This is a genomic window from Paenibacillus zeisoli (assembly GCF_003994465.1).
Taxonomy (GTDB): domain Bacteria; phylum Bacillota; class Bacilli; order Paenibacillales; family Paenibacillaceae; genus Fontibacillus; species Fontibacillus zeisoli.
This window is the reverse complement of record NZ_RZNX01000016.1, coordinates 14,907-28,818: the sequence shown is the minus strand read 5'-3', so window position 1 is coordinate 28,818 and position 13,912 is coordinate 14,907. Positions and strand designations below refer to the sequence as shown.

14 protein-coding genes are annotated in these 13,912 nt (G+C 48.5%); 1 reads left to right on the top strand and 13 read right to left on the bottom strand.

The features are described from left to right. Positions 1-19: 19 nt before the first annotated feature. The 5 genes from spoVT to pth form a co-directional block, all read right to left on the bottom strand. Positions 20-562, bottom strand: a complete 543-nt coding sequence (gene spoVT, locus EJP77_RS20130) for a stage V sporulation protein T (RefSeq protein ID WP_127201056.1) — start codon at positions 560-562, stop codon at positions 20-22. 239 nt (positions 563-801) lie between these two features. Then, positions 802-1,929 carry a peptidylprolyl isomerase gene (locus tag EJP77_RS20125; protein WP_127201055.1) on the bottom strand — a complete coding sequence of 376 codons (1,128 nt, stop codon included), beginning with the start codon at positions 1,927-1,929 and terminating at the stop codon, positions 802-804. After that, positions 1,916-5,440 carry a transcription-repair coupling factor gene (gene mfd, locus EJP77_RS20120; RefSeq protein WP_127201054.1) on the bottom strand — a complete coding sequence of 1,175 codons (3,525 nt, stop codon included), beginning with the start codon at positions 5,438-5,440 and terminating at the stop codon, positions 1,916-1,918. Before mfd ends, EJP77_RS20125 begins: the two co-directional genes overlap by 14 nt. 149 nt (positions 5,441-5,589) lie before the next feature. Further along, on the bottom strand, positions 5,590-5,820 hold the full coding sequence (fin, locus tag EJP77_RS20115) for an anti-sigma-F factor Fin (RefSeq protein ID WP_127201053.1): 231 nt from the start codon (positions 5,818-5,820) through the stop codon (positions 5,590-5,592). A gap of 86 nt (positions 5,821-5,906) precedes the next feature. Continuing rightward, positions 5,907-6,467, bottom strand: coding sequence for an aminoacyl-tRNA hydrolase (gene pth, locus EJP77_RS20110; RefSeq protein ID WP_127201052.1), 561 nt, complete (start codon positions 6,465-6,467; stop codon positions 5,907-5,909). Between the two features lie 189 nt (positions 6,468-6,656). On the opposite strand from pth, the gene EJP77_RS20105 reads away from it, so the two are divergent. Then, complete coding sequence (locus EJP77_RS20105; protein ID WP_127201051.1) at positions 6,657-6,857, top strand: hypothetical protein; 201 nt, start codon at positions 6,657-6,659, stop codon at positions 6,855-6,857. Between the two features lie 109 nt (positions 6,858-6,966). Here the strand turns inward: EJP77_RS20105 and EJP77_RS20100 are convergent, their stop codons facing one another. From EJP77_RS20100 to yabG, 8 genes are all read right to left on the bottom strand, one after another. Continuing rightward, the gene (locus tag EJP77_RS20100) at positions 6,967-7,920 is read right to left on the bottom strand and encodes a ribose-phosphate diphosphokinase (protein ID WP_068621711.1); all 954 of its coding nucleotides are present in this window, start codon (positions 7,918-7,920) and stop codon (positions 6,967-6,969) included. 151 nt (positions 7,921-8,071) lie between these two features. Continuing rightward, positions 8,072-9,469 carry a bifunctional UDP-N-acetylglucosamine diphosphorylase/glucosamine-1-phosphate N-acetyltransferase GlmU gene (gene glmU, locus EJP77_RS20095; protein ID WP_127201050.1) on the bottom strand — a complete coding sequence of 466 codons (1,398 nt, stop codon included), beginning with the start codon at positions 9,467-9,469 and terminating at the stop codon, positions 8,072-8,074. Between the two features lie 136 nt (positions 9,470-9,605). Beyond that, entirely contained in the window at positions 9,606-9,896 is a 291-nt protein-coding gene (gene spoVG / locus EJP77_RS20090) for a septation regulator SpoVG (protein WP_127201049.1), read from the bottom strand. 173 nt (positions 9,897-10,069) lie between these two features. Beyond that, entirely contained in the window at positions 10,070-10,909 is an 840-nt protein-coding gene (purR, locus tag EJP77_RS20085; protein WP_127201048.1) for a pur operon repressor, read from the bottom strand. Positions 10,910-11,049: 140 nt separating this feature from the next. Beyond that, a complete protein-coding gene (gene ispE / locus EJP77_RS20080; RefSeq protein WP_127201047.1) occupies positions 11,050-11,904 on the bottom strand; it encodes a 4-(cytidine 5'-diphospho)-2-C-methyl-D-erythritol kinase in 855 nt (284 codons plus the stop codon). 180 nt (positions 11,905-12,084) lie between these two features. Then, positions 12,085-12,264, bottom strand: coding sequence for a small, acid-soluble spore protein, alpha/beta type (locus tag EJP77_RS20075; RefSeq protein ID WP_068621700.1), 180 nt, complete (start codon positions 12,262-12,264; stop codon positions 12,085-12,087). A gap of 167 nt (positions 12,265-12,431) precedes the next feature. After that, a complete protein-coding gene (veg, locus tag EJP77_RS20070; RefSeq protein ID WP_127201046.1) occupies positions 12,432-12,713 on the bottom strand; it encodes a biofilm formation stimulator Veg in 282 nt (93 codons plus the stop codon). 263 nt (positions 12,714-12,976) lie between these two features. Continuing rightward, a complete protein-coding gene (gene yabG / locus EJP77_RS20065; protein WP_127201045.1) occupies positions 12,977-13,882 on the bottom strand; it encodes a sporulation peptidase YabG in 906 nt (301 codons plus the stop codon). Positions 13,883-13,912 lie beyond the last annotated feature (30 nt).

The window sequence follows — 13,912 nt, the reverse complement described above, 5'->3', positions numbered from 1 at the left end:
TGAATGAATATCCTTACACCTACTGCTCCATTTGCTTGCCAAGGAATCCTGCAGCTGTCTCGGCCATCTTGGATTCGAGCTGGGACATCTTTACCGATTCATCCTTGTTCACAAGCGTCACTGAGCCGATAGGATCGCCACCTGCAATAATAGGTGCAATAACGAAGGTCGATATCGTTTCCGCATGATCCTTAATAAGTTCATAGGTCCCGGTATTCGCTTCAACCATAATTTTGCGGCTGTCCATGCTGTTCTCCAGCAAGATACTAACCTGCTTGTCCAAATATTCCTTCTTGGAAGCTCCTGCCACCGCAATAATGGTATCACGGTCTGAGATCAGTGTAATATGTCCTGTACTCTCATATAAAGATTCCGCATATTCTTTGGCAAAGTCGCCAAGCTCCCCGATCGGGGAATATTTCTTCAGGATAACCTCACCGTCACGATCCACAAAGATTTCAAGCGGATCCCCCTCGCGAATACGCAAGGTCCGGCGGATTTCTTTTGGAATAACAACCCTGCCCAAATCATCAATACGACGTACAATTCCAGTAGCTTTCATTTCACATGTTGCCCCGCTTTCTAAAGAAGTTATTGAACTACTGTAGCTTTTTTATGAATAGAGAAGGGTCCAGATAATATGGACTGGATTGATTGAATCCATATCATTTAATTCTTGACCATAGTATTAGGCTGCTCCCAATTCCTTATACATTAACCTTATCCTTAAACTTTCGCACCAAAATGGGGACAAAAAGCAGCGCGATCATCTCGCGCTGCCCCCGGCCAAGAAAATTGCTGTTATTTACCTGTGCCTGAGCTTGGTGCTGTGCCTTCATTGGTGGTAGTCCCTTTATCAGTTGTGCCAGAAGGCGTAGTTGCTGCCCCGCTCTTGGAGGAATCCGCAGCGCCTTCCTTCTTGGTCTCAACCTTAGGAAGATCGATCTTCTTGATGATTTTGGTTAAGCCAGTCTGCATGAAATCATCAAGCTTGGTTGAAGCCACGCTGGTCTTAAGGGAGTCCTTCTGTGCCTGAGTCAGGTCATTGAAGGTCTTCTCGGTACGGGCCTCTACACGCATAATGTGGTATCCATAATCGGTTTCAACCGGATCACTGATTTTGTTCAGCGGCAGAGTCAGGGCCTTCTCCTTGAATTGTGGAACCCAGTCGCCCGCGGTAGCGTCTTTGTACAAGCCGCCCTGATCCTTGGAGCCCGGGTCTTCGGAGTATTTCTTGGCTAGCTCTGCAAAGTCAGCGCCTTTATCCAGCTTGGCCTTGATTTCTTTAGCCAGCTTGAGGGCATCGGCCTGCTTGCGCTCCTTGCCGTTAGCATCGGTAAGGCCAATGAGGATATGACGCACTGTAGCCACAGTAAAGTCGCCCTTCTTGGTCTCAAATTCCTTCTTGGTTTCGTCATCGGTTACTTTGGAGGTTTCACTTTGAATAACCGTGAAGACTTTAACCATATAGGCTTTGAATTCAGCATCGGATACTTTCTTGCTCTCAAGCATTTTCTTGAACTGCTCGTCTCCCAGCTGCTTCTTCATCTGGGCAATCTGCTCGTCCGCCTTCTTCTCGCCTTCCTGCTTGGACTTATCATCCGCCTTGGAGCTTAAATAAGCATAGGCAATTTCCTGCTTGATCAGGTAATCACGGAACTCATCCATTTGAGCGAGCTGCTCCATTTCTGGAGACATCAGCAGCATAATCCGCTGCTCCAGGTCGAACTCGTTCGCCGTAATCTCGCCGCCTTCATACGTAGCCACGACTTTGCTGGTATCTTTCTTGGTCTCCGTGGCCGCATTCTTGGTATTCTCCGCTGGAGCCGGCTCAGTCTTCTTGGAACAACCGGCCAGTATGGAAAAGGTCAGCACTGCAATCAAAGCCACAAGCAGTGTCTTCCATGACCTGCTATTATTTCGCAACATCTTGTAGTTCTCCCTTCGATTTGAATGCATCCTTAAGGGATTCAAGGAACTGTTCCAGCAGATCCATCATCTCTTTGTCACTCAAACCTTTAATTTTAATCTGGATCAGAATACCCGTCCCTTGGTTAAATTGTACACGTCTTCCGTATTGATTTCCAACTTCGGCGAATTTGGCAGGGATTAAAGCCTTTTCGCGTCCTTCATGGAACTTCAGTTGGACTTCATCTCCGCGCCGTGTAATTGACTCAATTCCATACTGCTTCGCGTAGATTTTCAGTCTTGCTGCGGCCAGCAGATTCTCTACAGCCTCCGGTGGTTCTCCGAACCGGTCAAGAAGCTCGTCCGCAAGCTCGGATACTTCCTCCAGAGTCGTAAGCGTGGCTGCCTTTTTGTAAATTTCAATTTTTTGAATACTATCATAAATATATTCAGGCGGTAAATAGGCATCAATGCTCAAATCAAGCACCGTATTCCATTCGTGCTTCTCTGGCGGCTCCTCCCCAAGCAGAGTCACCTTGCGCTTCTGAATCTCTTCAGCAAGCATCTGGGAGTACAGGTCGAAGCCGACCGACGCGATGAAGCCATGCTGCTCTGCACCGAGCAGGTTCCCTGCCCCGCGGATCGACAAGTCCCGCATGGCAATCTTGAAGCCGGAGCCAAGCTCTGTGAACTCCTTGATGGACTGCAGCCGCTTCTCTGCCACCTCAGTCAGCGATTTATCGCGCTGATAGGTGAAGTAGGCGTAGGCAATTCGGTTGGAACGTCCCACCCGTCCACGCAGCTGATACAGCTGAGATAGCCCCATTTTGTCCGCATCATGCACAATTAGGGTATTCACATTCGGGATATCTACCCCTGTCTCAATAATGCTCGTACTTACAAGGACGTCATACTCCCCATCCAGGAAGTCCAGAATCGTCTTCTCCAGCTCCTGCTCCGACATCTGACCATGTCCAATCCCAACTTTGGCCTCCGGCACAAGCATCGAGATTTGAGCGGCCATCTCCTGAATGCCTTGGACCCGGTTATACAGGTAGTATACCTGGCCTCCGCGGGCCAGCTCTCTTTCAATCGCCTCACGTACAAGTGCCTGACTGTGCTCAACCACATAGGTTTGAACCGGGAACCGGTTCTCCGGAGGTGTCTCAATGACCGACAGATCCCGCACCCCAAGCATCGACATGTGAAGGGTCCGCGGAATAGGCGTCGCTGTCAGGGTAAGAACATCGACATTCACTTTGAGCCGCTTGAGCTTCTCTTTATGAGTAACACCAAACCGCTGCTCCTCGTCCACAATCAGCAGCCCTAAATCCTTGAATACCAAGTCCTGCGAGAGCAGGCGATGGGTTCCGATCACAATATCAACAGTCCCCGATTTGATTCCTTTAGTTGTCTCATTTTGTTCCTTCCGGCTGCGAAAGCGGCTGAGCACCTGAATGTTAATCGGATAGCCTGAGAAGCGCTCCCGGAACGTCTCATAGTGCTGCTGTGCCAAGATCGTTGTCGGGACAAGTACAGCCACCTGTTTCCCTTCAATCGCACATTTAAATGCTGCCCGAATCGCGACCTCGGTCTTGCCATAGCCCACGTCGCCGCAGAGCAGGCGGTCCATCGGACGATTCTGCTCCATATCCTTCTTAATCTCTTCAATGGCCCGCATCTGGTCTCGGGTCTCATCATAAGGGAACATAGCCTCGAATTCCTGCTGCTCGGGTGTATCCTTCTCAAATCCGTAACCTGGTGACGCTTGTCGATCTGCGTAGAGCTTGATCAATTCATCCGCAATATCCTGAACCGAGGACTGAACCTTGCTCTTAACCCGGGTCCATTCTGTACCGCCCAGCTTATAGACCTTGGGCTCCTTGTCTTCAGACCCCACATACTTCTGAATAAGATCAATCTGGTCAATCGGTACGGACAGCTTGTCACCACCGGCATACATGATATGCAGATAATCTTTGTGAATTCCGCCAACCTCAAGGGTTCCAATTCCGATGTACTTCCCGATCCCGTGGTTCTGATGAACGACATAATCCCCGATCTTCAGTTCCGTATAGCTTTTGATGCGTTCTGCATTATCCATACTGCGTCCAACCTTGCGGGCTTTACGCTGCTTCTGCGAGAACATCTCCCCTTCGGTAATGACAACCAGGTGGATGGAAGGGAGCTCAAATCCCGTCTGCAGATTGCCCTGCAGCAAGGTCGGCTCGTCAATATTGTAATCCTGAAGGACGCGCCGCATACGCTCGATTCGTTCTTCATTGCTGGCCAGCATCAGCACGTTCGCGCCACTCTTCTTCCAGCGGTCCATCTCTGACTTCAGCACATTCATCTGCCCGTGGAAATCCTGCATAGTCCTGCTCGTGAAATTCAGGATATTCTGGGGCTGGATGTGAGGCACCTGCCGCAGGAATAACGACATGAAGAGAGTCTGGAATGGACGCTCATAGATGACTATGTCACTATCCACCGATAGTGGGAGCTCCGGAAGGCTCTTCCCGTTCTGGAACAAATGAAGATGCCACTCCGCCTCATCGCGCTCAAGCTGCTTACCCGTCTCCAGCAGTCTTGCCGGCTCATCCATAATAAGCAGCGTATCCTCAGGCATGTAATCATACAAGGTCTTGTTCTCGGGATAAATTAGAGAAATATATTTATAGAGTTCCGGAAAATTAACATGCTCCTTCATCAGCTCAATCTCACGGGATATTTCTTCTTTGAGCTTCAGCTTGGCTTGGCGGTCCGTCATCTTCTCCAGCTGGTCTGCAAGTCTCGCACTTACCGCTTCGGCAGCGCGATCCAGACGTTCACCAGAAGCGATAAGTTCTTTGCTCGGAGGAAGGGATACTTCTTTGACCTGATCCACAGATCTTTGATCGACAGGATCGAACGTACGAATGGAGTCGATTTCTTCATCGAACAATTCAATCCGGTAGGCAAGCTTAGACGTGAGCGGATAAATATCTATAATTCCTCCGCGAACACTCATTTCTCCCCGGTTCTCGACACGCTGAACCCGTTCATAACCGAGCTCCACCATTTGAGTCAGGAAGGAATCTAGCTGAATCGTGCCGCCAAGCACAAGCTTCAGCTCTGCTGTGGCCAACATTTCAGGTACCGGTACGTACCTGCGGACCCCGGAGAAAGGCACGACAACAATCCCGCGGAAACCCTGCGAGCATTTGAGCAGTACTTCTATTCTTTGAGCCAGAGTTTCGGGGCTCGATACGGCGGCTTCAGCAGCCACGAGTTCATTCGCCGGGTATAAGAGAACCTGATCTGGCGATAACGCCTCCTGCAGATCCTCGGCAATCTTTTGGGCGGAGAACATGTTATGCGTCACAACCAGAAGCGGTCGCTGAATCTGCTCATGCAGAGCCGCTAGCATCACCTGTCTGGATGATCCTGATAGACCGGAGATGAGCTGCTCCTTCATGCCGGCTGTCACACCGGTGCTCAGAGACTCAAAATCCGGATCTTTAGAAAATGCTTCTATAAGTGCTTGTAACAAGAGTTGCACCTCTCTTATGCTTACTAATCCTGACCCGTCCTATCCATAGGCGGAAGCAGGCCGTAAATAACCAGAAATAAGCCTCAGCATTCGTGCCAAGGCTCTACAATACGTCTTCGGTAGAACCACCGAAATTACACAACCGCCTGCTATTGAAGCGGGTTCGAAAGAAGAGTTAACTCCGGATGATTCTCTAGTGCTTCCCTGCAGTAATCGCAGGTAACCCTTACGGTCATTTCCCCGTTTGAATCATACGCTATTATATCTCTCCGCTCATCGGGGGTCAAGAATTGGAAACCGAGCCTAGATTCGGACACAAGTTCGGAATCAATTCTTCCAATAAAAGTCCGGCAGTGCCGGCACACATAGTTTACTGCCATTGTTATGCCTCCAGAAGGTGAATTATACCTTTCAGTATGTCCGCAAATCCACCATTCTAAGCCTCCCGGGTGCCTTGAGCTTATATTTACTTGTTAAACTTGGCCATCGTCTGTTCAAACGTATGGGTCAGCGCAAATTCAATGGCATCCCCCGCTTCATCTATCGATTGCTGAAGCAGCTCTGCCTCTTTCCTTGGGAAAGGCGCCAGTACATAATCCACGATCGGATATCCGGGCTGTGGACGGGAGATCCCCATTCGGATCCGGTTGAACACCTGGGTTCCTGTATGCTGAATAATGGACTTAATTCCATTATGGCCTCCTGCGCTGCCCTGATAACGAAGGCGATTCCGCCCAATCTCTGTATCCAGGTCATCATACACTACAATCAGGTCCTCCAAAGATACTTTATAATAATCCATAAAGGCCCGGACTGACTCACCTGAAAGATTCATATAGGTCATCGGCTTGATTAGAGCAATCTTGGTTCCTGATATATTCCCTTCGCCTATGACGGCCTTACATTTACTCTGCTTGATCGCAATTCCATGTCTAGCCGCGAGAGCATCCAGTGCCATGAACCCGATATTATGTCTTGTCTTCTCATAGTTTGGGCCTGGGTTGCCGAGCCCTACGATCCATTTCATACTCTGCGCTTACCCCTTTTCTATCATCCTACCCCTTCTTTTTTCCTGTAAAATCAAGGGTTTGTGTCCTTTGTCAAAAGAAATCGTTCTCATTTGGTCCATTATTGATTAAAATAAATGACATGAGTCTCCATTATCCCATATTACTGACAACCACTAACCATTATATCGTTAGAAGGTGAGACATCTTTGCATGCATTTGGCTCAGAACTTAAACAGGATTCCCACTTCCAGGACCATTTAGAACATGCCATCCCCGTCCAGATCTACCGCCACGGCATTCATGTCGATATAGGCTGGATCCGAGACTTTGATGAGCATGCTGTCTTGGTCGGTGACACACTGTACAGAAGAACGGCTTACAGCTTCATATCCCGCCCCGGTTATTAGCCGGGCGCCCTCGGTTCCCCGTATGTCACCACCCTTGCGTTATACGCCGATAGGGGTTACCACTCCCCCAATGGAAGTGGTAACCCCTCTGCATTTCTAGAAGTCCTTCTTACTCGATTTCAAACAGTTTGCTGATCGATAACTCCTCGTGTACACGGATAATCGCCTCACCCATAAGTGGGGCAACCGATAACACCTTAAGCTTGCTTGTAGGATTCGGATGCGTAATTGGAATCGTATCGGTCACGATAACCTCTTTAAGCGGGGAGTTCTCGAGCCGTTCCATGGCTGGACCGGACAGAACAGGATGTGTACAGCACGCATACACTTCTTTTACTCCGCCTTCTTTAAGAGCATTAGCACCCAGCACAATCGTACCGGCCGTATCGATGATATCGTCTACAAGAATGGCTGTTTTACCCTCGATATTCCCGATGATATTCATCACTTCACTGACATTGGGCTCCGGACGACGCTTGTCAATAATGGCAAGCGGCGCATTCAGGAAATCAGCCAATTTACGGGCTCTGACAACACCCCCGTGGTCAGGTGAGACGACAACCGGATTCTCAATCTGCTTGGAGCGGAAATATTGCGCCAGAATGGGAACCCCGAGCATGTGGTCCACAGGAATATCGAAGAATCCCTGGATCTGCATAGCGTGGAGGTCCATCGTAATGACGCGATGAGCTCCTGCTTTCTCGATCAGGTTCGCTACAAGCTTGGCTGTAATCGGGTCACGAGAACGTGCCTTACGATCTTGACGCGCGTATCCGTAGTAGGGGATAACGACGTTGATGCTTTTTGCAGACGCCCGTTTAAGAGCATCCACCATAACCAAAAGCTCCATCAGGTTATCGTTAACAGGCCCGCAGGTGGATTGAACAACATATACGTGAGAACCGCGAACACTCTCGGACAGCTTCACTTGAATTTCCCCATCACTAAAGCTCGTTGTCTCCGAATCACCCATAGGAATGCCGATGTAATCTGCAATTTGATGGGCAAGCTTAGGGTTGGAGTTACATGTGAAAATCTTTAGTTTGGAATCACAATAAGTCATAAAATTAAAACCCTCCGTGCTAAATAGATTGAACTAAAGAATATCGATGACCAGGCTTTAGCTCAATCCATACGGATTGATCACTAAATTTAGTTCATTCCATACTTGGATGGTCATTGAAATATTCCGTGCAGATCTTGATGCCTTAAGTCTAATCTTGTTCTCTTTGCTTCTTCGCTTGTGCACGGGCCCGAATCTTCTCCGCATAACCGGATTTGTTCTCCTGGCGCTGTCTGGCAATGGCCAAGTCGTTATCTGAGACAGACTGCGTAATGGTGGAGCCTGCCACCACGTAAGCTCCTTTACCTACTTTGACAGGTGCAATCAGGTTCACATTGCTGCCGATAAAGGCATCGTCTTCGATTTCGGTAATTGACTTATTATAACCATCATAATTTACCGTAATCGCCCCACAGCCGATATTTACATTCTTACCGACTTTAGCGTCCCCAATATAACTGAGGTGAGAAACTTTGGAGCCGTCATCGAGTGAAGCGTTCTTGATTTCTACGAAATCGCCTACTTTTACCTTTTGCCCAAGTTTGGTTCCTGGACGCAAATAAGCGAAAGGTCCGACCGTTGTTCCACTGCCGGCTTCCGCCTGATGGAGTACGGAATGTTTAACAGTAACCTCATCCTGAAGAGTGCAGTCTGCAATCTCTGTGGAAGGTCCTATTACACATTGTTCCCCGATTATTGTATTGCCGGAAATCGTGGTTCCCGGATAAATCACGGTATCTGAACCGATAGTTACATCAGCTCCGATATATGTCGAGCTTGGATCGATAATTGTAACTCCGTTTAACATATGCTTCTTAACAATCCGCTGACGCATAAAGCCTTCAGCCTCTGACAAAGCAACACGGTCATTTACACCAATAGATTCTGCGTGGTCATCCGTCACGTAAGCGCTAACAACCTCGCCTTCCCCTACGAAAATGCCGATTACATCCGTTAAATAATATTCCTGCTGAGCATTATTATTCGTAACCTTCTCGAGTGCAGCAAATAATTTAGCATTATCAAAACAATAAGTGCCGGTGTTGATTTCCTTTACTGCATCCTGCTCCGGTGTGCAATCCTTCTGTTCAACGATTTGAACAACAGCACCGTCTTCTCCTCTAATGATACGTCCATATCCTTTAGGGTTGTCCATCACAGCGGAAAGCACCGTTGCAGCTGCACCCTTGCTTTGGTGAACCTTCATCAGCTCTTCCAGCGTCTCTGGTGTAACAAGAGGAGTATCTCCGCAGATCACAATTGTTGTTCCCTCTTCACTCCCCAGCAGGTCCTTGGCCTGCTTAACAGCATGACCCGTACCGAGCTGCTGTGCCTGCAGTACGTATTCTGCTGATGTTCCAAGATAAGACTGGACGGCTTCTGCACCATGACCTACGACCACGATACTGCGTTCACAATTGACTTTTTTCACGGTGTCTAGAACATGTCCAACCATCGGTTTGCCACATACAGGATGCAGCACTTTGTATAGCTTTGATTTCATGCGTTTACCCTGTCCTGCAGCCAGAACAATTGCTAATCTTTTCAAGGCCACGGCCTCCTTCTCTTGAACTCATTACTGAATATATCTTATTCTGCGCAAAAAGAAAAGAGAGCCACTAGTACATGGCCCTCTTTTCTTGAACCCCAATAAGATAAGACATAACTCCTATACAGATTGAATCTTAAGCCCCTTCAACGATCACTTCTTCTTCCTCTTCAACCGCAGCGCGTTCATACTCAGCGAGGACCGCAGCTTGGATCTTCTCACGGGTACCGGAAGAAATCGGATGAGCGATGTCCCGGAATTCACCGTCCGGTGTGCGCTTGCTAGGCATAGCGACAAACATTCCATTATTACCGTCGATGACGCGAATGTCATGAACAACGAATTCGTTATCGATGGTAATGGATGCGATTGCTTTCATTCTGCCTTCTGAGCTTACACGGCGAAGTCTTACATCCGTAATTTGCATATGTGTTCACCACCTTTTTCCATCAGAGACTTGGTGTAATATTCCACATTGCAGACGGAAATCCTCTTTTTTGGCGAACAAAAAGCCCTAAATTAAGGAATTTTTTTTGCAAGACAACCTTTTCGACTAAATTCGTGAGAATCTGCTAAGATATTTGGGATATTCGACAAAATCTATTTGGCATCAAATTTGCTGAAATAATTGCCCGGCTGAACTACAATTTCTTTCACTTTAGGATCAACCGCCGTTAACGTTGCCAGGGATACATAATCATGGAGCAGACGCTGCTCGGACTCCACTTCCCCTGACTCTACAAGGACCCCTACGCCGGCTACGGTAGCGTTAAATTCAGCGAGCAGGTCGACCATGCCCTGAATCGTGCCTCCAGCCTTCATGAAGTCATCCACGATCAGTACACGTGAATTCTCTTTCAGTGCCCGGCGGGACAACGTCATCGTATGCAGACTCTTATGCGAGCCTGAGACATAGTTAATACTTACGGCAGACCCTTCAGTTACCTGATGGTCCCGGCGTACCAGCACAACCGGAAGATTAAGCTGGGCTCCGGTGGCATAGGCAAGCGGAATCCCCTTTGTCTCTACAGTCATAATGACATCAATATTCTGATTAGCGAATACGGTAGCGAACAGCCGCCCCGCTTCGTTCATCAGATTTGGAAGACCCAGTAAGTCTGACATATACAAATAGCCGCCTGGCAGTATGCGATTCCGGTCAGACAGCATGCCGCACAGCTGATCAATAAACTCCCGTGCTTGCGTCTCCCCGACTTTAGGAATGAACTTTACGCCCCCGGCTGCACCGGCAAGAGTCAGCAGATCCCCCATACCTTCTTCTTCAAAAACTTCTTTGATGATCGACAGATCTTCACTTATAGAGGACTTGGCTGCTCCATATCGTTCTGCAAATGTAGTTAGTGGAATCAGGTGATGTGGGCGGAGTAACAGATACTGGGTCATTTCCACCAATCTGGCGCTTCTTTTTAATTTTTTCACGAAAGACCCCTCGCTAAATAGATAGAACCCGGATCACGTCTAACCCCGAGTTCCTAATCTATAAAATCCGAATATTTTAATGAAAATATACCATCTTTGTACGGTTATGTCCAAAAAATGTTGCACGAAGTCCTCTCAGCTTATGTGAGCAGGCGCACGGCATACACTTCTTTGCAGAAGCCTCGAAGGCCGTTGTATATCCGGGCCACTTTGGACTCCTTGGACACCAAGCCGAATACCGTAGGCCCGCTGCCTGACATCAGCACCCCATCAGCACCGAGCCGAATCATCGTCTCTCTCAGCTGAGCCACCTCCGGGTGCATCTGCAGCGTTACATCCTCAAGCACATTGCCAAGCTCGCTGCATACAGCAGGGAACGATCCCTGCTCAATAGCTTCCTGCATACGCCGCGCAGAGGGGTGCTTCTGGATCTTATCGCTTCGGAAGCGTCCATATACCTCGGCGGTTGATACATTAATCGGCAGCTTGGCGAGGATGACCCAGCACTGAGGAGGACCTGGTAGAGGGGTAAGCTGCTCCCCTCGCCCTGTAGCTAGAGCGGTCCCTCCAGTTACACAGAAAGGAACATCGGAGCCAAGCTCAGCTCCTAGTGCCTGCAGTTCCTCTAACGGAATGTTCAGATCCCATAATCGATTAAGTCCTCTAAGCGTAGCAGCCGCATCACTGCTGCCCCCGGCCAGACCGGCAGCTACAGGAATCTTCTTGTCCAGATGGATATATACCCCTTTGGACACTTGATACCGCTCTTTAATCAGCTTCGCTGCCTGGAATGCCAGATTCTTCTCATCCAGCGGGATATAACCGACCTGGCTGGAGATGATAATCGTATCCCTCGGCAACTCCTTCATCTCCAGTCGATCAGCTAAATCGACCATCGTCATAATCATTTCCACTTCGTGATAGCCGTCAGGCCGTTTATGTAGGACATCCAGCATAAGATTAATCTTCGCCGGTGCTTTTTCGTAAATCTTCAAGGCGTTCACCCACTCTTAAGTTTCCGTCTAGATGGCTTGAACCCCGTAGCTCCGGGCTCATTCCATAGGCACTGCAAGGTTATTTTGTTCATTATAACAAAAACTTTATATGAAGTCTTATTTATGCAGTGGAATAGAGACAAAAGACCCCTCCATAAGCATGGAGGAGCCTTTGGGTGTTTACGAATTGCGGGATGCGGACTGTTCCGCCAATTGTATGGCCCTTTTAATCATATTGCCTGCGTCCTTGGCTTTGATTCCGCCCCATCCCTCTTTTTGCACGGTATCGTAGAAGCCCAGATCCTTGGCAAGCTCCACCTTCAGGTCTTCGGACATGACACTGCGTCTTCTGCGCGACATGAGAGGCCCTCCTTTAAGATCTATGAGTAAGGAACCTTGTTAGTATAACGCGCCTCCCGGATCTCATTCACAGAATCTGCAGCCAATTTCGGACAGGTCTTCAACCCCAATAAAAAAGCAGCCTGACGTAGCGTCAAGACCGCTTGTAAACTGTATAACATGATGTTCTAAGGTTTAATATACGAAATCCTCATCTCGCTGTCTGCATTATCATCACAGATCGTGACTTCAACGGATTCGGTAAGTATATCGGCATAACTATAGGATACGCGTTTGAAAGTCTGCTGCTCTTGGTCAAGCTTGACAATAAAGACAGAGGGATAGGTCTCCTCTAGAACACCAGTGCGCTCAACGGTCTTACGGCGACCCCCGTTCGCACGCAGCAGAATCTTCTGTCCAACGTGAGCTTCGAGATTGTTCTTAATTTCTGACAGCGCATTTTTCGCCATTACCTATGACCACCTCTTTCTTGTCCATTATACTACCAACCGACAACTTTGTCAAACCAAAATAAACAATTATATCAAGGGTAAAAAACGATTGTCAACGATTTTTTTTGCAGGCCTAGCTAAACCCTTGTTATGTCGGGGTAAAATACTTTGGACTGACCTAATTAGCTTATGCAGAATACCTGAATTTAATTAAAATTCCATACAAAATAAAATAGGCCCCGTATCCCGGGACCTATATAACATATCAACTTAAGAACGAGTTAGTTGGCTGAAGGAACCACTTTTAGAGTTGAAAGATCCCGAAGTCTAGGCAGACCAATCCGGTAGCTGCCTCGGGTCTCAATTCCTCCTACTCCCTGAATACCACTGATGGTATGATTTAGCACATCTGTGATATGAATCGTATTCCGTATCGGGGTAAAAGAGGCCTTTGCAGCCACATATACAGGGTCCAGCGCATGAATGAGAATGCGGGCCGGTGAGCTTGCAAAATTAGCTCCTGCCTGCAGCAGCGCCTCAAAATGGGACTGGCAGGCCCCTGCGACAATCGTCAGTGCATCAAAGCCGCGCTCATACTGACGAGCCACCTGCACCGCCTCTACAAAGCTGCGTGAGTTTTTGTAACTGTTCAGATTGTACAGGTCCTGGTTAATCAGACCCTTGAGTACACCATCATGTCCTGTTATGACCAGAATATCCGGTCGTACCCTCGGCAGCAGGCTGCGCAGGGCATCCGCCATGGCAGGTTCCTGGACGTAGTAACCATCCGCAGGAACACGCAGCTTTTCATAAAGATCAAGGCTCTTCTTCAAATAGGACGGATCTCCGTCCAAATGCAGCACCTTCCCTGGCACCTCGAAATAGGCAGGGCCACTCAGCGAATGCAGCTCATGCATCAACTCAGCCTGATTGCGTTCGTCCTGGTCCTTCCGATCCTTCTGAAGCCGCTCCAGCGATTCCGTGGCCTTCACTCTGGCCCGCTGGGACTTCTCAGAGGGTACGGGACGCTCTACTCTTACCAGATCCATAAGCGGAGCATCCGCCAATAACCGAAATTCAGTTCCTTTAATGATTGCTTGGCTGCGTGTCATGGATTCCACTCGGAAGGTAACATCTCCTCCGTAGGATCGGCGCACAACCAGGTCTCCCAAATTCGTCAAGTCCATCACCTCTAGACTCATCGTATGGGCAAACGT

Bases quoted from the DNA above. Each gene is read 5' to 3' on its own strand.
- spoVT (WP_127201056.1), bottom strand. From the start codon at position 562: ATGAAAGCTACTGGAATTGTACGTCGTATTGATGATTTGGGCAGGGTT.
- EJP77_RS20125 (WP_127201055.1), bottom strand. From the start codon at position 1,929: ATGTTGCGAAATAATAGCAGGTCATGGAAGACACTGCTTGTGGCTTTG.
- fin (WP_127201053.1), bottom strand. From the start codon at position 5,820: ATGGCAGTAAACTATGTGTGCCGGCACTGCCGGACTTTTATTGGAAGA.
- pth (WP_127201052.1), bottom strand. From the start codon at position 6,467: ATGAAATGGATCGTAGGGCTCGGCAACCCAGGCCCAAACTATGAGAAG.
- EJP77_RS20100 (WP_068621711.1), bottom strand. From the start codon at position 7,920: ATGACTTATTGTGATTCCAAACTAAAGATTTTCACATGTAACTCCAAC.
- spoVG (WP_127201049.1), bottom strand. From the start codon at position 9,896: ATGCAAATTACGGATGTAAGACTTCGCCGTGTAAGCTCAGAAGGCAGA.
- EJP77_RS20075 (WP_068621700.1), bottom strand. From the start codon at position 12,264: ATGTCGCGCAGAAGACGCAGTGTCATGTCCGAAGACCTGAAGGTGGAG.
- veg (WP_127201046.1), bottom strand. From the start codon at position 12,713: ATGGCGAAAAATGCGCTGTCAGAAATTAAGAACAATCTCGAAGCTCAC.
- yabG (WP_127201045.1), bottom strand. From the start codon at position 13,882: ATGGACTTGACGAATTTGGGAGACCTGGTTGTGCGCCGATCCTACGGA.